Annotated in this window: 13 protein-coding genes and 1 pseudogene; 3 read left to right on the plus strand and 11 right to left on the minus strand. The window is 62.8% G+C overall.

The annotated features are described in order from the left end of the window. Positions 1 to 27 precede the first annotated feature (27 nt). The gene (locus ACWTU8_RS27340; RefSeq protein WP_455850591.1) at positions 28 to 333 is read right to left on the minus strand and encodes a DUF2849 domain-containing protein; all 306 of its coding nucleotides are present in this window, start codon (positions 331 to 333) and stop codon (positions 28 to 30) included. Next, positions 330 to 1781 (minus strand): siroheme synthase CysG, encoded by a 1452-nt coding sequence (gene cysG / locus ACWTU8_RS27345; protein WP_455850592.1) that lies wholly within the window; start codon positions 1779 to 1781, stop codon positions 330 to 332. Before cysG ends, ACWTU8_RS27340 begins: the two co-directional genes overlap by 4 nt. A 392-nt stretch (positions 1782 to 2173) precedes the next feature. On the opposite strand from cysG, the gene ACWTU8_RS27350 reads away from it, so the two are divergent. Continuing rightward, positions 2174 to 2623 carry a baeRF12 domain-containing protein gene (locus ACWTU8_RS27350; protein ID WP_455850593.1) on the plus strand — a complete coding sequence of 150 codons (450 nt, stop codon included), beginning with the start codon at positions 2174 to 2176 and terminating at the stop codon, positions 2621 to 2623. Positions 2624 to 2848: 225 nt separating this feature from the next. Next, a pseudogene (gene ybaL / locus ACWTU8_RS27355) lies at positions 2849 to 4635 on the plus strand (YbaL family putative K(+) efflux transporter). Between the two features lie 21 nt (positions 4636 to 4656). Here ybaL and ACWTU8_RS27360 read toward each other — a convergent pair. From ACWTU8_RS27360 to ACWTU8_RS27395, 8 genes are all read right to left on the minus strand, one after another. Continuing rightward, a complete protein-coding gene (locus ACWTU8_RS27360) occupies positions 4657 to 5409 on the minus strand; it encodes an SDR family NAD(P)-dependent oxidoreductase (RefSeq protein ID WP_027153080.1) in 753 nt (250 codons plus the stop codon). A gap of 103 nt (positions 5410 to 5512) precedes the next feature. Further along, the gene (locus tag ACWTU8_RS27365) at positions 5513 to 7768 is read right to left on the minus strand and encodes a transglycosylase domain-containing protein (RefSeq protein ID WP_455850594.1); all 2256 of its coding nucleotides are present in this window, start codon (positions 7766 to 7768) and stop codon (positions 5513 to 5515) included. 382 nt (positions 7769 to 8150) lie between these two features. Next, on the minus strand, positions 8151 to 8540 hold the full coding sequence (locus tag ACWTU8_RS27370) for a hypothetical protein (protein WP_455850595.1): 390 nt from the start codon (positions 8538 to 8540) through the stop codon (positions 8151 to 8153). A 205-nt stretch (positions 8541 to 8745) separates the two neighbouring features. After that, positions 8746 to 8892 carry a hypothetical protein gene (locus ACWTU8_RS27375; RefSeq protein WP_029348215.1) on the minus strand — a complete coding sequence of 49 codons (147 nt, stop codon included), beginning with the start codon at positions 8890 to 8892 and terminating at the stop codon, positions 8746 to 8748. A gap of 25 nt (positions 8893 to 8917) precedes the next feature. Continuing rightward, positions 8918 to 9172, minus strand: a complete 255-nt coding sequence (locus ACWTU8_RS27380) for a GlsB/YeaQ/YmgE family stress response membrane protein (protein ID WP_065010153.1) — start codon at positions 9170 to 9172, stop codon at positions 8918 to 8920. 104 nt (positions 9173 to 9276) lie between these two features. Then, positions 9277 to 9525 (minus strand): hypothetical protein, encoded by a 249-nt coding sequence (locus tag ACWTU8_RS27385; protein WP_029348218.1) that lies wholly within the window; start codon positions 9523 to 9525, stop codon positions 9277 to 9279. A 51-nt stretch (positions 9526 to 9576) separates the two neighbouring features. Continuing rightward, positions 9577 to 10197: a ribonuclease D gene (locus ACWTU8_RS27390; protein ID WP_029348220.1), complete on the minus strand. Its 621-nt coding sequence runs from the start codon at positions 10195 to 10197 to the stop codon at positions 9577 to 9579. 93 nt (positions 10198 to 10290) lie between these two features. After that, positions 10291 to 11676 carry a M20/M25/M40 family metallo-hydrolase gene (locus ACWTU8_RS27395; RefSeq protein WP_455850596.1) on the minus strand — a complete coding sequence of 462 codons (1386 nt, stop codon included), beginning with the start codon at positions 11674 to 11676 and terminating at the stop codon, positions 10291 to 10293. A gap of 401 nt (positions 11677 to 12077) precedes the next feature. On the opposite strand from ACWTU8_RS27395, the gene polA reads away from it, so the two are divergent. Continuing rightward, positions 12078 to 15044, plus strand: a complete 2967-nt coding sequence (gene polA, locus ACWTU8_RS27400) for a DNA polymerase I (RefSeq protein ID WP_455850597.1) — start codon at positions 12078 to 12080, stop codon at positions 15042 to 15044. Positions 15045 to 15195: 151 nt separating this feature from the next. Here the strand turns inward: polA and ACWTU8_RS27405 are convergent, their stop codons facing one another. Next, on the minus strand, positions 15196 to 15600 hold the full coding sequence (locus tag ACWTU8_RS27405; RefSeq protein ID WP_455850598.1) for a Fur family transcriptional regulator: 405 nt from the start codon (positions 15598 to 15600) through the stop codon (positions 15196 to 15198). Positions 15601 to 15836 lie beyond the last annotated feature (236 nt).

Here is a 15836-nt window from a genome sequence, read left to right on the forward strand (position 1 = left end):
GTCCGCCCGTTTCATCAATGTGGTCGTTTACGCCGCCCGGGCGGCTTGCGGGCGGGCCTGCTTGCCCAGGTCGTTGCGGTTGGTCGGGCCGGCGGCGCGGATCTTTTCGCGCAGCCGGACCGGCTCGACCACACCATTGGCGACGGTCACGTCGATCAGATTAACATCGACCACTTCGTTGTTGGCATAAGCCGTGGCGCCGATCACCTCCAGCCGGTCTTCAGCCGCCTTATCATGGGCGACATCGGCATTGTCGATGATCTCGGCCCAGCCGCCGTTGGCGTACCAGACGGCTTCGCCGTCGGTCAGGCGGTTTGCGGTCAGAACTTTCATCGTTCAGCTCCTTCGGCGGCTGTTTGGGCCGCGCCTTCATGCCTGTGTGCCGCGAGCGGCTCGGAACGTTCAAAGTTGGCGCCGGCGACTGCATCGCCGATGATCGTCATGACCGGGCCGGTAAGGTCGGCGCGGACCTCAAGCGACGGCAGGTCGGCGAGCGTGCCGTGGAAACGGCGGCGGTTGGCAAGGCTGGCATTCTCGACCACGGCGACCGCCGTATCCGGCGACAGGCCCGCCTCGATCAGCCGGCCGGCAACCTCGGCCGCGACTGAGCGGCCCATATAGACGGCGACCGTCGCGCCGGAGATGGCGAGCTTGGCCCAGTCAGGCAGCGAATTTCCCTTGAGGTCATGGCCGGTAGTGAACACCATAGATGACGACACGCCGCGCAGCGTCAGCGGCAACTCGAAATCGGCGGCGGCGGCGAAGGCCGCGGTGACACCAGGAACCACCTCATAAGCGATGCCGGCATCGCGCAACGCCGCCATTTCCTCGCCCGCCCGGCCGAACACCAGCGGATCGCCGGATTTCAGCCGCACGACGCGCTTGCCGTCGCGGCCGAGTTCAATCAGCAGCGCGTTGATTTCGGCCTGGCTCTTGGTATGGCAGCCCTTGCGTTTGCCCACCGGCAGACGCTCGGCGTCGCGGCGGCCCATGGCGACGATCGTCTCCGGCACGAGTGCGTCATGGACGATGACATCGGCTTCCATCAGCAGGCGGTGGGCGCGCAACGTCAGCAGGTCTTCGGCGCCGGGACCCGCGCCAACCAGGGCAATGTGGCCCGATGCCGGCGCGTTCGAAAGCAACAGGTCAACGGCGGCATCATGCGCCTGCGAAAGCTGGCCGGCCGCCATGGCGCGGGCCGGCGCGCCGCCGAAAAAGTCGCTCCAGAAGCGCCGACGGGCATTGCCTTTCGGCAGCAATCTCTCAGCGGTGCCGCGGAACGAGGCGGCAAGCGAAGCAAGCGGCCCGAGCGACGGCGACAGCATGCGGTCGATGCGGCTGCGCAGCATCTGGGCAAGCACCGGGCCGGCCCCTTCCGTGCCGATGGCAATGGCGACCGGCGCGCGGTTGACCAGCGCTGGGGTGAAGAAATCGCACAGCTCCGGCCGGTCGACGGCATTGACCGGAATGCCCATCCGGCGCGCATCTTCGGCAACCCGGCGGTCGAGCGCCTCATTGCCGCTGGCGGCAAACGCCATGACCGCGCCTTCGAGATGCGCGGCATCGTAGGCGGCAGCAATGTGGATGGCACCATTCGCGGCGATGAAGGCCAGCAACTCGGCCTCGGCGGCATCGGCTATGATGCGCAGCACGGCGCTCGACTGGCCGATCAGCCGCGCCTTGGCCAGAGCCTCCTCGCCGCCGCCGACAATGGCCACGGCTTCGCCCTCGACCCGCATGAATACGGGAAAGGCGTTGAGCTTGGCGGTGGCCTGCGGCATGGCGAGCGGAATCCTGAATACGCTGGCAGTTCTACGCGCGGGCGCGAAAAAGCAGAAGGAACGCACTCGCGCATCGCTTCGTGCGAAGCAATCGCTTTTCCGCAAGCACCAAAGGCAGGAGAAAAAAATTCCACAGCCACGAGTGGAGCGGATCCAAGCCGCTGTTGCGAGCCTTGATCTGTGGCGGTTCTAGCGACAAGCGAAGTATATTACAAAACACTTTTTTCTAAATTCTACCAATTTTGTAGACTAAAGCTGCGGTGCGCTGAACACCGGAACATTCCTGCCTCGGCGCGCGTTTGCCCTGCGAATCCGAACCTGGCTGTTCAGCCGCGCAATGGCTCCAGAGACGGGCCTAGAAAACCATGAAAAACAGAAAAAAGGAGCGCTCCGTGAATAACCTCAAGCTGAAACGCGGACTGTGGATCGTAGTGGCCGACGGCGAGAAGGCGCTGTTCCTCGAGAACCGTGGCGACACCCAATATCCCGACCTACAGGTCGTGCAGGAAATTGAACAGGCAAATCCGGCGACGCGAGAGCAAGGTTCGGACCGCCCCGGCCGCTACAGCGACGGCCCTTCCGTCCACCGCAGCGCAGTCGAGGACACTGACTGGCATCGTCTCGGCAAGGAGCGTTTCGCCGACGAAATTGCCGAGCGGCTGTACAAGCTCGCGCATCGCGGCGCCTTCAAGGAGATGGTGCTGATCGCACCGCCGCAGGTGCTGGGCGACATGCGTCGAAAACTGCACAAGGAAGTTACCGAGAAAATCACAGTGGAAATTTCGAAGACGCTGACCAACCACACCATCGTCGACATCGAAAACCTGCTGCAGGCGGCCTGATCGCGGGCATCGGGCGCGCAGGCCCCTTCCTTTTGCAGCAACCCCCTTCTTTTTTCGAGCAACCATTGCCAGCCTGAGGCGGCTGGCCTTCTGTCATCCCTGTCGTCGATTTCATGGCATTTGCGGGGTTGCCTCGCGGCCATCCGAGCCGCCATATTGCAAAGTGGCTGCTTTTTTCGCGGCGCATATCCGACATTGCCATCTTTGAAAGGCGCTCCATAGACCATGCCGCATGACACGCCCCTTATCGCCACCATTGTCGCCGGTTTGGGGCTGGCTTTCGTCTTCGGCGCAATGGCCAATCGCTTCCGCATCCCGCCGCTGGTCGGTTACCTCATCGCTGGCGTGCTGGTCGGGCCTAACACGCCTGGCTTCGTCGCCGATGCCGGCCTCGCCAATGAACTGGCCGAAATCGGCGTGATCCTGTTGATGTTCGGCGTCGGCCTGCATTTCTCGCTGAAGGGTTTGTTGTCGGTCCGCGCCATCGCCGTGCCCGGCGCCATCGTGCAGATCGGCTTCGCGACAGCGCTCGGCGCCGCTCTTGCCTGGATGCTCGGCTGGTCGATGGGCGCGGGGCTGGTCTTCGGGCTGGCGCTTTCCGTCGCCTCGACCGTGGTGCTGTTGCGTGCCTTGCAGGAGCGGCGGCTGATCGAGACGGAGCGCGGCCGCATCGCCGTCGGCTGGCTGATCGTCGAGGATCTGGCCATGGTGCTGGCGCTGGTGCTTTTGCCGGCGTTGGCTGGCGTGCTGGGCGGCCAGCAGCAAGGGGAGACCCATAGCAGCCTGCTGTCGCTGCCGGCCAGCTACGGCATCTGGAGTGTCGTCGGCATCACGCTGGCCAAGGTCGCCGCCTTTGTCGTCGTCATGCTGGTGGTGGGCCGCCGCGTCATCCCCTGGATCCTGCACTACGTCGCCCATACCGGTTCGCGTGAATTGTTCCGGCTGGCGGTGCTGGCCATCGCGCTCGGCGTCGCCTTCGGCGCCGCCAAGCTATTCGGCGTCTCGCTGGCGCTGGGCGCTTTCTTCGCCGGCATGATCATGAGCGAATCCGCGCTCAGCCATCGAGCCGCCGAGGAATCGCTGCCGCTGCGCGACGCCTTTTCCGTGCTGTTCTTCGTTTCGGTCGGCATGCTGTTCGACCCGTTCAGCCTGATCAGCAATGGCTGGCCGATCCTGGCGACACTGGCCATCATCGTCATCGGCAAATCGCTGGCGGCCTTCGCTATCGTCGTCGCCTTCCGCTATCCGATCGCGACCGCGTTGATGATTTCGGCAAGCCTTGCCCAGATCGGCGAATTCTCGTTCATTCTGGCCGAGCTCGGCGTCGGGCTGAAGCTGCTGCCCGAACAAGGACGCGACCTCATCCTCGCCGGTGCTATCCTGTCGATCGTCCTCAACCCGCTGATGTTCCTTGCCGTCGACTGGATGAAACCCTGGCTGGAAAGGCGCGCCGGCAAGACGGCTTCGCTCGACGAGGCAAAGCCGATCGGCCCCGCGACGGAGCCAGGCCAGCTGGCTTCGGTTGCGGCACCCGTGAAAGAGGACGGCCCGCCGCCCAGGACAGCGCTTACCGGCCATTCCATCCTGGTCGGCTATGGCCGCGTCGGCAGTCTCGTCGGCGCGTCATTGAAGGAGGCCGCCCTGCCCTTCCTCGTCATCGAGGATGCCGACAAGACGCTGGCGAAGCTCAGGGACGACGGCATCGAAACCGTGTCCGGCAACGCCGCGAATAGCGAGGTGTTCGCTGCTTCCAATCCCGAGGGCGCGAAGCGGCTGATCCTCGCCATCCCCAACGCCTTCGAGGCGGACAGATCGTGCTGCGCGCCCGCGCCGCCAACCCGAAGATCAACGTCATTGCCCGCGCCCATTCCGATGCCGAGGTCGAGCATCTCAAGGGGCTCGGAGCCGACACGGTCATCATGGGTGAGCGCGAGATCGCGCGTGGGATTGTGGAAGAGGTGATGGAAGGCAAGACAGAGGCGGCCGAAGAGCCGAAAGCACCGATTACTTAGACCTCGATCGCCGGCGTTCGCTTACACGTGCTGGCCGCCATTGATGTGGATTTCCGAGCCCGTCACATAGGACGCCTGCTGCGAGCACAGAAAGAAGATGATGTCGGCGACTTCCGCCGTGGTCCCCAGCCGCCGCAGCGGGATCGTCTCGACGATCTTTTCCGTGCCCGGCGACAGGATCGCCGTATCGATCTCGCCGGGTGCGATGGCGTTGACGCGGATGCCGTGCGGGCCGAAATCGTGCGCCATTTCCCGCGTCAGCGAGCCGAGCGCGGCTTTCGACGTCGCATAGGCGGTGCCGGCGAAGGGATGCACGCGGGTACCGGCGATCGAGGTGACATTGACGATCGAGCCTTTGGCCGACGCCAATTCCCTAAATAATCCCCGCGCCAGCATGATCGGCGCGAAGAAATTGACCTGGAACACGTCGCGCCAGACATGCATCGGCGTGTCGATCGAATTCATGCGGCTGTTGCCGTCCTTGAGCTTCGGCGAGATGCCGGCATTGTTGACCAGCGCATGAAGCTGGCCGCCATGCGCCTCCAGCCGATGGCGGATTTCCGAGATCGCGATGCCGACATCCTCCTGGTCGGCGAGATCGACCTTGATATGGTCTTCCGGACCGGCCGGCCACGGGCAGTCCTCGGCAAAGGCCTGGCGCGAGCAGGTGATGACGCGCCAGCCTTCGCGCGAAAAGCGCTTGACCGTGGCATGGCCGATGCCGCGGCTGGCGCCGGTCAGCACGATTGTCTTTCTGGTGTCGGTTTCGGCCATTCGCGATCTCTTTAGGGCGACGTGCGTCCGTTTGGGCGCACAAAGTACGCTCTAGCACTTTTAACCCGGAGATGTAGCGGAACACGGCAGCGATGACGAGGGGTCAGCCGCCGGTGAGGATGTCGAAGATCGAGGTCTGCCGCTTCTTGACTGGGCCGCCGACATCGCCGGGCGGCACCGGGCGCTCGATCGATGCGGTGGTGCCGCCACCGCCCGGCATGCCGAAGCCTGCGGCATCGACCGTTTCGGCGGGACGCACGGCGCGAGGCGGCGACGCTTTTTGGGCGGACGGCGCGGATTGGCCAACCGAAGCGGACGGCACCGGGGCCGGTTGCGCCGCGTTGGACGGTATTTCGTCCTGCACGATCGTATCCGCGGGCGTCGACCTCCATGTTCCAGGCAGCGGCCGCACCGGCACGCCTTCATGAGCGGCGACCATGAATTCATGCCAGGCCTGCGCCGGCAGCGCGCCGCCGGTGACCTTCTTCATCGGACCGCCATCGTCATTGCCGAACCAGACTCCGGTGGTGAGATTGGCGGTGTAGCCGATGAACCAGGCGTCGCGCGAATTCTGGCTGGTGCCGGTCTTGCCGGCGGCCGGCCAGGCAAAGGCCGCCTTCCTGGCAGTGCCGATTTCGACAGTGCCGGTCATCATAGAATTCATCATCCCGACGATCTCGGGCTTGATGACGCGCGGGGCGCCGCCGCCATTGTTGTCGTAGAGCACCTTGCCGCCGGCTGTCGTCACGCGGCGGATAAAATGGACGTCCGGCCGGTAGCCGCCATTGGCGAAGGGGACATAGGCCGACGTCAGTTCCAGCGGCGTCACTTCAGAGGTGCCGAGCGCGATCGAGGTGTTGGCCGTGAGGTCGGACTGGATGCCCATGCGATGCGCCGCCTCGACCACCGCGTCAGGGCCGACTTCCATGGTTAACTGGGCAGCCACCGAGTTCAGCGACTTCGCCAGCGCCGTCGCCAGCGTCACCTTGCCGAAATACTTGCCGCCGTAATTGGTTGGCGTCCATTTGCCTATTCTGATCGGCGCGTCATTGCGCACGCTATCTGGTGTGCGGCCGGCTTCCAGCGCCGCCATGTAAACGAACGGCTTGAACGCCGAGCCCGGCTGGCGGCGCGCCTCCGAGGCGCGGTCGAACTGGCTGGTCGAATAATCATAGCCGCCGACCATGGCACGTACCGCCCCGGAATTGTCGATCGACACCAGCACACCCTGGCTGGCATTGAGCTTCTTGCCGCTCCCGTCGATCAGCCGGCGGATCGATTGTTCGGCGAGCTTCTGCAGCGTGAGGTCGACGGTGGTGTCGACGATGATGTCGCCCCGCACATCGCCGATCAGGTCGGGCAGTTCTTCCACGATGGTGTCAGCGACGTAGTTTTCCGAGCCCGTCCAGTAGGATGCCACCCGCGACGCCGGCGCGCTCATCGCCGTGGTCAGTTCCTTAGCGCTGATCTTGCCTTCGTCGCGCATGGCGGCGAGAACGAGCTGCGAGCGCTGCTCGGCCGCCTCCGGGTCACGCGCCGGAGACAGACGCGACGGCGCTTTCAACAGGCCAGCGAGGAGTGCCGCCTCGGGCAGCGTGACATCGCGTGCGCTCTTGCCGAAATAGCGGCGCGAGGCCGCTTCGACACCATAGGCGCCGGAGCCGAAATAGACCCGGTTGAGGTACATTTCGAGGATCTGGTCCTTGGTGTGCTTGTGCTCGAGCCACAGCGCCAGAAGCACTTCCTGCACCTTGCGTTCCAGCGTGCGATCAGGCGTCAGGAACAGGTTTTTCGCCAATTGCTGGGTCAGCGTCGAGCCGCCCTGCGAAAAACGCCCGCCGAGAACGTTGGCGACCATGGCTCTGGACAGACCGATCGGATCGATGCCCAAATGCGAATAGAAGCGGCGATCTTCGATGGCGATGACGGCCTCGGGAATATAGGCCGACATTTCATGCAGGCCGACAGCTTCGCCGCCGCTCATGCCGCGATTGGCGAGCAGTTTTCCTTCGACGGAGACGATCCTGATATTGGGCGCGCGGTCGGGAATGGCCCAGGTGGTGGCCGCCGGCATTTTCGCACCGTAATAGACGACGATGCCTGCGCTGGCGATGCCGCCCCAGATGGCCAGCACGAAGCACCAGTAGGCCAACCGGCCGAGCACGCCGAACAGCCCGCGCCGGCTCTTGCCACGTCCGCGACGCGACGATTTTGTCCGGGCCGGTTGGCGCTTTGCAGAGGTCTTGCGGTTGCTCGGCACGACGCGATCCTCCTCGCTCACAGAAAAACCGGCCGAGGATTTCGCCCGTGGCGGTCCCTCGAAGCTGGGTTCGATGCGGCTGTCTCTGCGGTTCGCCATGCGCTGTGCTGTATGTCCCGATGCCTATCGCATCGGCCCGAAAATCGCGATTTTCGGAAACACGATGCGAAGCTTCAAAGTCTAAGAGCGTACTCTGTGCGTCCGAACGGACGCACATCGCTCCATGGCGTTCGGGTGAAGAGTAGATGCGGCGATTTAAGGGCGGGTAAATGGTTCAAAGTTAATTCAATGCGTTACGGGACGTCACCGCTGCGTTCCTTGCTTCTGGGGTTTGCAACAATGGCGTCCCTCGCGAGACGGCCTTCTCGTATTTCAGCATCAAACCGCTCAGCCACCGTCTCTTGCGTTCGATCGCTGCTCTAAACCGTTGAATCTGCGCATGACCTTGCCACCAAAGTCATTCACCTTGGTGGATCATGCGTTAGTCGATCGCATCACGAACGGAAAGCGCTGCCCAGGATGATTGCATCGTCTCGCCGACATGGCAGTAGCAGACAATTTCGTGGAGCTGATCGTCGGTCAGTTCGAAGAAACGCTTTGCTTCGCCATAAGTGTCGTCTTTCAGCCCCTCATCGCGCAGAATCGGATCCTCGAAGGCAACCGATATTGGCGAGCCTTCGCCACGCATGATTTCGCGCTCCGGCGACGAACGATATTCGGTGCCGATAAGTGCGGTAAGGAGTCGGCTGGGCTGCCGTTCTAGAAGTTTTGACCAACGTTCGAGACGCTGGTTTCGGTCCATTCTAGGAGGTGTTGGGTCTCTGTGTACCTTTGCCACCGCATGCAGTTGGTCCAGTGTTTGGTGCCTCATGGCAACCTCCTAATAGTAGGTGGGTTGGCCCCAAACTCCCTGTACCAAGATCATACCGCGGATGTGTCGATACGTCACTCTTATTCCGTATCCAGGTTGGCTTCTCTCCGGGTGCATCGAAGGATGGAGCGGCCTGCCTTGGCGCTCAATTTTCGACCCGATGGGGCAGGTCATCGGCACCTTTGCCGCGCCAACCCAACGCCGCTCAGTTCTGCTGGATCGAAATGCCTTTGTCGTCGATCTTGAGTTCCACGCCCTTCGGCCTGGTTTGCTCGCGATAGACATAGACGCCGAGCGCGATGACCACGACGACGAGCGCGCCGATGATGAGATAGAGCATGTTCTGCTTCATGGCGCGCCTTGATGTGCTTCGAGGATCAGGCCTGCTTCACCAGTTTGATCAGCACGAGCAGGATCACCGCGCCGATCGTGGCGTGGATGATGGAGGCAAATATACCGCCGCCTATGGCGAACCCCATCCTTGGGAAGAGCCAGCCGGCTATTAAGGCGCCAACGATGCCGACGACGATATTGCCGACCAGGCCGAGGCCGAAACCCTTGACGATCAGGCCGGCGAGCCAGCCGGCGATGGCACCGATGATGATGAAGACAAGCAGGCTCTCAGTACCCATTGCAGATCCCTCCCGAGCGAATTGTCGCGGAGCAGAGAGCTCCGAATCGACCTCCGATTGAACATGTCCAACCTATTGGAAAGGAGCCGGCGCCGCCAGCGGCGTCATACGTCGTCGCCATCCCCGGATGCAGGCCGCCAGCTGATCGGCTCGACCTTCCTTTGCGTATGACCGTCCGTATAGGCCCACCAGCCGGTGTCGTTCTCGTCCCAGTCGCCGCCGGCCGCTTTCAGCCGGTCGAGCGACCGGTACTGCGCGATGGATTCGTTCATCACCCCGTCGCTGTCCTTCCAGTAGACGGTGACCTTGGAGCCATCCTTGGGTGCTGTTTCGATTGGTTTTCTGGCAGCCATTTCATCCCTCCACGGACCGACAGAACGTCGCGGCGAACACCAGGTTCCGCCTTAGCTATGGGCGAAGATGTCTGCCTCATCCCAGCCCATCAGGTCGAGTTTCGCACGCGTCGGCAGGAAGCGGAAGCAGGCTTCGGCCTCCCTGGTCCGGTTGTCGCGCGCAAGCCGCGCTGTCAGCACATCGCGCAGCTGGTGCAGATAGAGCACGTCGGAGGCGGCGTATTCGAGTTGTTCGGGCGATAACGTCTCCGCCGCCCAGTCCGATGACTGCTGCGCTTTCGACAGGCTGACGCCGAGAAGCTCAAAGCAGATGTCCTTCAGCCCGTGCCGGTCGGTATAGGTTCGGGTAAGCCGCGAGGCGATCTTGGTGCAGAACACCGGCTCCGGCATGACGCCGAAGGCGTTGTAGAGCACGGCGAGATCGAAACGGCCGAAATGGAACAGCTTGGTTATGCTGCGGTTCTTGAGCAGGCTGACGAGGTTTGGCGCCTTCTTCTGGCCGGGCGCGATCTGGATGACGTCGGCGGAACCGTCGCCCGGCGAGATCTGCACAACGCAAAGCCGGTCGCGATGCGGATTGAGCCCCAGCGTCTCCGTGTCGATTGCGACCGCCCCGACGTCGTAGTGCAAGAGCCCCGGCAGGTCGTTCTTATGGAAGCGGATATCGCTCATCGTATTCTCCGGTCGCGGCTGGACGCACGTCGCTCTAGCCCGTCCTTGCCGCGATCCGATGAAAAATCAACAGAAAGTTGAATTCTCGCCCCCTCAGCGTGTCAGCGCATCGAGAATGCGCGCCCAGGAGCGCTGGCCCTTGTGGAATGAACTCATCTCGTACTTCTCGTTCGGCGAATGGATGCGGTCATCGTCGAGCCCGAAACCGACCAGCAACGATTCGATACCGAGATAGGTCTGGAAATCGCCAACCACCGGGATCGACCCGCCGCTTCCCGTCGTCACCGCCGGTTTCGGCCATTCGTCGGACAGCGCGTCCTTGGCCTTGGCGAGAAACGGCGAGTCGTAGGAAAGCTGGATCGCCGGCGAGCCGCCATGCGGGTGGAAATCGACTGAGCAGTCGGCCGGGATCCGCTCCCTGACGAAGGCCTGGAAAGCGGCGCGGATCTTTTGGGGGTCCTGCTTGTGGACGAGGCGGAAGGACACTTTTGCCGAGGCTTCCGCCGCGATCACCGTCTTGAACCCCTTGCCGGTATAGCCGCCGATAATGCCGTTGAACTCGGCCGTCGGCCGCGCCCAGGTGAGTTCGAGCACCGAGCGCCCCTGTTCGCCGGACGGAATCGACAGGCCGACAGGCCCAAGGAATGTCTCGGCGGTTTCGCCGAGCGCCTCCCATGACTTCAGGATCTGCGAAGGCGTCTCCTCGACGCCGTCATAGAACCCCGGAATGGTGACATGGCCGTCCTCGTCGTGGATGTCGGCCAATATCCTGGCCAGGATGCGGATTGGATTGGCAGCAGCACCGCCATAGAGACCGGAATGCAGGTCGCGGTCGGCGGCCTTCACCGTGATCTCCTCGCCGACCAGCCCGCGCAACGCGACGCAGATGGACGGCGTATCGCGGTCCCACATGCCAGTGTCGCAGACAAGCGCAAAGTCGGCCTTGAGTTCGGCCGCATTTGCCTCGAGGAACGGCTTCAGCGATGGCGAGCCGGACTCCTCCTCGCCTTCGAACAGGATCGTGATGCGGCACGGCAGCCCGCCATGCACCTGCTTCCAGGCGCGGCAAGCCTCAACGAAGGTCATCAGCTGCCCCTTGTCGTCGGCCGAACCACGTCCCGTGATCACCTGGTGGCCGGGCTCGATCTCCTTCACCGAAGGCGCGAACGGGTCGGTTTCCCAGAGCTCGATCGGATCGACCGGCTGCACGTCGTAATGGCCATAGAACAGGACATGCGGTGCGCCCGCCGGCCCGTGATGGTGCGCCACCACCATCGGATGACCTGGCGTGTCACGCACGCTGGCGTCGAAGCCAATCAGCTTGAGCTCCGCCACCAGCCATTCCGCCGCCTTGCGGCAATCGGCGTCATAGCTCGGATCGGTCGAGATCGACTTGATCCTGAGCAGGCCAAACAGGCGTTCCAGGCTCTCGTCGAGGTTTTTGTCGAGACGATCGAGGACGGGAGAAATTCTGGACATTTTTATCAAGCCTTTCGATTCTGAGCGGCAACCCTAAAGCCGCAAGGCAGAAACGAAAAGCCGGCGGTCGTTGGACCACGGGCGTCGAAGGCAAAAAAATGCCGCCGTGGTGGAGGGGAACCACGGCGGCCTTTACTCGAAACGATGCGGCAGCCCGGAGAGGGGGGATAGGCTGCCGCAAGTGTCCGGGATAGGCGGGGGACGGGCCTTGCTCCGGACCTCGGCGAAAAATGCCGATAGCGCTTATCTGTGTCTCCGAACGTGGCGATTCAAGGGCACGAAGATTACACTTTCGTAACATACCCGTGATCGGATCGACTGTCAGGGATGTTGCCGGAACCGGCGGTTGAGGCCGCCTTTGGCATGGACCACGACGCTGCGCCGCGCTATCCCTTCGTCCCATGAAAAAAGGCGATCATCTCTTCCTTGTCGACGGTTCCAGCTACATCTTCCGTGCCTATCACGCACTACCGCCGCTGACCCGCAAATCCGACGGGCTGCCGACCAGTGCCGTGCTCGGCTTCTGCAACATGGTGTGGAAGCTGACGCAGGACGCCCGCAACACCGATGTCGGCATCGTGCCGACGCATTTCGCCGTCATCTTCGACTATTCGTCGAAAACCTTCCGCAACGACCTCTACCCCGAATACAAGGCCAACCGCTCGGCACCGCCGGAAGATTTGATCCCGCAGTTCGGCCTGATCCGGCAGGCGACCAGGGCCTTCAACCTGCCCTGCCTCGAGACAGAAGGCTACGAAGCCGACGACCTGATCGCCACCTACTGCCGGCTTGCCTGCGAAGCCGGCGCCGACACCACCATCATCTCCTCCGACAAGGATCTTATGCAACTGGTCGGCCCTTCGGTCGCCATGTACGACCCGATGAAGGACCGCCAAATCGGCGTTCCCGAGGTGATCGAGAAATGGGGCGTGCCGCCGGAAAAGATGATCGACCTGCAGGCGCTGACCGGTGATTCGGTCGACAATGTGCCGGGCGTGCCCGGCATCGGGCCGAAGACGGCGGCGCAATTGCTGGAACAGTTCGGCGATCTCGATTCGCTGCTCGCCCGTGCCGCCGAGATCAAGCAGGACAAACGGCGCGAGTCGATCATTGCCAATGCCGACAAGGCTCGCATTTCGCGTGAACTGGTGACGCTGAAGAACGACGTGCCGGGGATCGGCGGCCTCGACGATTTCGTGTTGCACCCGCCCGACGGACCAAGGCTGATCGGCTTTCTCAAGACGATGGAATTCTCCTCGTTGACCCGCCGCGTGGCGGAAGCGACCGGAACGGAAGCGGCTGATGTCAAGGCCGTTCCCGTCATTATCGAGCGCGCCGACACCGCGCATGGTCCCGATGTCGGGTTTGGAGTGCTGGCAGCCGCCGAAAGAGCGGCAGAGACAGTGACAGACGAAGCCGGGGAAGCAGTGCCGGCCACCATCAAGGTGGAACCCAAGGAAGGTGACACCCCTTCGCTTCTCTCGGCGCTTCGCTTCGAGGACGCCACTGGCAGCAAGATCGACACCAGCGCTTACGTCTCCATCCGCGACACAGCGGTGCTGAGGGCATGGGTGGCCGAGGCGATGGAGACCGGCATCGTCGCCTTCGACACCGAGACCACGTCAGCCGATCCGATGCAGGCCGAACTGATCGGCCTGTCCATAGCCACCGCGCCCGGTCGCGCCGCCTATGTTCCGCTAGCCCACAAAAGCGGCAACGGCGACCTGCTCGGCGGCGGAGTGGTCGAAAACCAGATCCCGATCCGTGAGGCGCTTGGCATTCTGAAACCGTTGCTGGAGGACAAGTCGGTTCTCAAGATCGTGCAGGAGCTGAAATACGACCTCGTCGTCATGAGCCGCCACGGAATCGATGTCGCCCCCTTCGACGACACCATGCTGATTTCCTACGTGCTCGACGCAGGCACGTCAGGCGGCCACGGCATGGCGGCTCTGTCGGAAAAGTGGCTCGGCCACTCGACCATTGCCCTCAAGGATCTGGCCGGCTCTGGAAGAAGCTTCGTCGGCTTCGACCAGATCGACATCGACAAGGCAACGGCCTATGCCGCGGAGCACGCCGATGTGACACTCAGGCTCTGGCGGGTGCTGAAGCCACGGCTTGCCGCCAAGGGCCTCGTCTCGGTCTACGAGCGGCTGGAACGGCCGCTGGTGCCGGTGCTGGCAAGGATGGAGCAGCGTGGCATCTCCGTCGACCGGCAGATCCTTTCGCGGCTCTCCGGCGAACTGGCACAGGGCGCCGCGCGGCTGGAGGATGAAATCTACCAGCTCGTCGGCGAGCGCATCAATATCGGCTCGCCAAAACAGCTCGGCGACATCCTGTTCGGCAGGATGGGCCTGCCGGGCGGCTCCAAAACCAAGACCGGCCAATGGTCGACCTCGGCGCAGCTCCTGGAAGACCTCGCCGCCGAAGGCCACGAGCTGCCGCGCAAGATCGTCGACTGGCGCCAGCTGACCAAATTGAAATCGACCTATACCGACGCACTGCCCGGTTTCGTCCATCCCGATACGAAGCGCGTCCACACCTCCTACGCCCTTGCCGCGACAACGACGGGACGGCTGTCGTCCTCCGATCCCAATCTGCAGAACATTCCAGTACGCACCATCGAGGGGCGGAAGATCAGGACGGCCTTCATTGCCGACAAGGGCAACAAGCTGGTTTCCGCCGACTACAGCCAGATCGAGCTGCGCGTGCTCGCCCATGTCGCCGAGATTCCGCAGCTCAAACAGGCCTTCGCCGACGGCGCCGACATCCACGCCATCACCGCGTCGGAGATGTTTAACGTGCCGGTCGAGGGCATGCCCTCGGAGATACGCCGCCGCGCCAAGGCGATCAATTTCGGCATCATCTACGGCATTTCCGCCTTTGGTCTCGCCAACCAGCTGTCGATCCCGCGCGAAGAGGCCGGCGCCTATATCAAGAAATATTTCGAACGCTTCCCGGGCATCCGCGACTATATCGACGCGACCAAAGCCTATGCCCGCGAATACGGCTTCGTCGAAACGATCTTCGGCCGCCGCATCCACTATCCGGAGATACGGTCGTCAAACCCGTCAGTCCGTGCCTTCAACGAGCGCGCCTCGATCAACGCGCGGCTGCAGGGCACCGCGGCCGACATCATCCGCCGCGCCATGATACGCATGGACGATGCGTTGGAAAAGGCGAAGCTTTCCGCCCGAATGCTGCTGCAAGTGCATGACGAGCTGGTCTTCGAGACGGCCGAAGCGGAGGTCGAGGCGACGATCCCCGTCGTGCGCCATGTGATGGAGAACGCTGCGATGCCGGCGGTGTCGATGTCGGTGCCGCTGCATGTCGATGCCCGCGCTGCCAACAATTGGGAAGAGGCGCATTGATGCGCCCAAGCCAGGTGTGTTGAGATTCAGGTCAGGCCGAGTCGAAAATGGTGGGTTCCGAGACCGGAGCGGAACGTCCTTTTGGGTACGTGAGCACCGGAGCGCAGGAAGCCACCATTGCAGGCCGGCATCACCTGAATCTCAATACGCCTTAAGCCGCCTCGGCCAGGCATTTGGCACAGGTGCCGCGGAATTCGATCACTGCCTTCTTGGCGGCAAAGCCGGTCGAGCGCACCCACTCATCGAGCCGGTGTCCGACATCATCGTCGGAAAATTCGGTCACCTGCCCGCATGTGTCGCAGATGGCAAAGGCGGTCATCGAATGGCTGTGGTCGTGCGGCTCGGCGCAGGCGACAAAAGAATTGAGGCTTTCGAGCCTGTGCACGAAACCGGACTTAACCAGCGTGTCGAGCGCGCGATAGACCTGCAGCGGTGCGCGAAAACCCCGCTCGCGAAGCTGGTCAAGCAATGTATAGGCGCTGAGCGGCCCGCTGGCGGCCTCGAGTTTCTCGAGCACGCACAACTGGTTTTTCGTCAGCACATCCCTTGCGCCCATGATCCTGTTTCCAACCCGTTCGCGCCGCTCGCACGTCATTTCCGCGTGCAAGCGGCTTCAATTCTATCCAGATAGCGACGAACGGGCATTTTTGCTACTGTTTCTGTGCCGGGATGGCCCAGAAGCCGGCCAACTCCGAGCAGGCTCAAATTTCGAAGCAGACATTGGCGGGCCGAGTAAATAAAAACGGCGGGAGCAGTTCCCGCCGTATCGTTCGGTTATGCGTTGCCAATCAC

This window comes from Mesorhizobium sp. BHbdii (assembly GCF_053848045.1).

What these genes read in the sequence shown, in the direction of transcription:
- ACWTU8_RS27380 (WP_065010153.1), bottom strand. Translation starts at nt 9,172, where the DNA reads ATGGGTACTGAGAGCCTGCTTGTCTTCATCATCATCGGTGCCATCGCC.
- ACWTU8_RS27365 (WP_455850594.1), bottom strand. Translation starts at nt 7,768, where the DNA reads ATGGCGAACCGCAGAGACAGCCGCATCGAACCCAGCTTCGAGGGACCG.
- ACWTU8_RS27385 (WP_029348218.1), bottom strand. Translation starts at nt 9,525, where the DNA reads ATGGCTGCCAGAAAACCAATCGAAACAGCACCCAAGGATGGCTCCAAG.
- ACWTU8_RS27390 (WP_029348220.1), bottom strand. Translation starts at nt 10,197, where the DNA reads ATGAGCGATATCCGCTTCCATAAGAACGACCTGCCGGGGCTCTTGCAC.
- ACWTU8_RS27360 (WP_027153080.1), bottom strand. Translation starts at nt 5,409, where the DNA reads ATGGCCGAAACCGACACCAGAAAGACAATCGTGCTGACCGGCGCCAGC.
- polA (WP_455850597.1), top strand. Translation starts at nt 12,078, where the DNA reads ATGAAAAAAGGCGATCATCTCTTCCTTGTCGACGGTTCCAGCTACATC.
- cysG (WP_455850592.1), bottom strand. Translation starts at nt 1,781, where the DNA reads ATGCCGCAGGCCACCGCCAAGCTCAACGCCTTTCCCGTATTCATGCGG.
- ACWTU8_RS27405 (WP_455850598.1), bottom strand. Translation starts at nt 15,600, where the DNA reads ATGGGCGCAAGGGATGTGCTGACGAAAAACCAGTTGTGCGTGCTCGAG.
- ACWTU8_RS27370 (WP_455850595.1), bottom strand. Translation starts at nt 8,540, where the DNA reads ATGAGGCACCAAACACTGGACCAACTGCATGCGGTGGCAAAGGTACAC.
- ACWTU8_RS27395 (WP_455850596.1), bottom strand. Translation starts at nt 11,676, where the DNA reads ATGTCCAGAATTTCTCCCGTCCTCGATCGTCTCGACAAAAACCTCGAC.
- ACWTU8_RS27375 (WP_029348215.1), bottom strand. Translation starts at nt 8,892, where the DNA reads ATGAAGCAGAACATGCTCTATCTCATCATCGGCGCGCTCGTCGTCGTG.
- ACWTU8_RS27340 (WP_455850591.1), bottom strand. Translation starts at nt 333, where the DNA reads ATGAAAGTTCTGACCGCAAACCGCCTGACCGACGGCGAAGCCGTCTGG.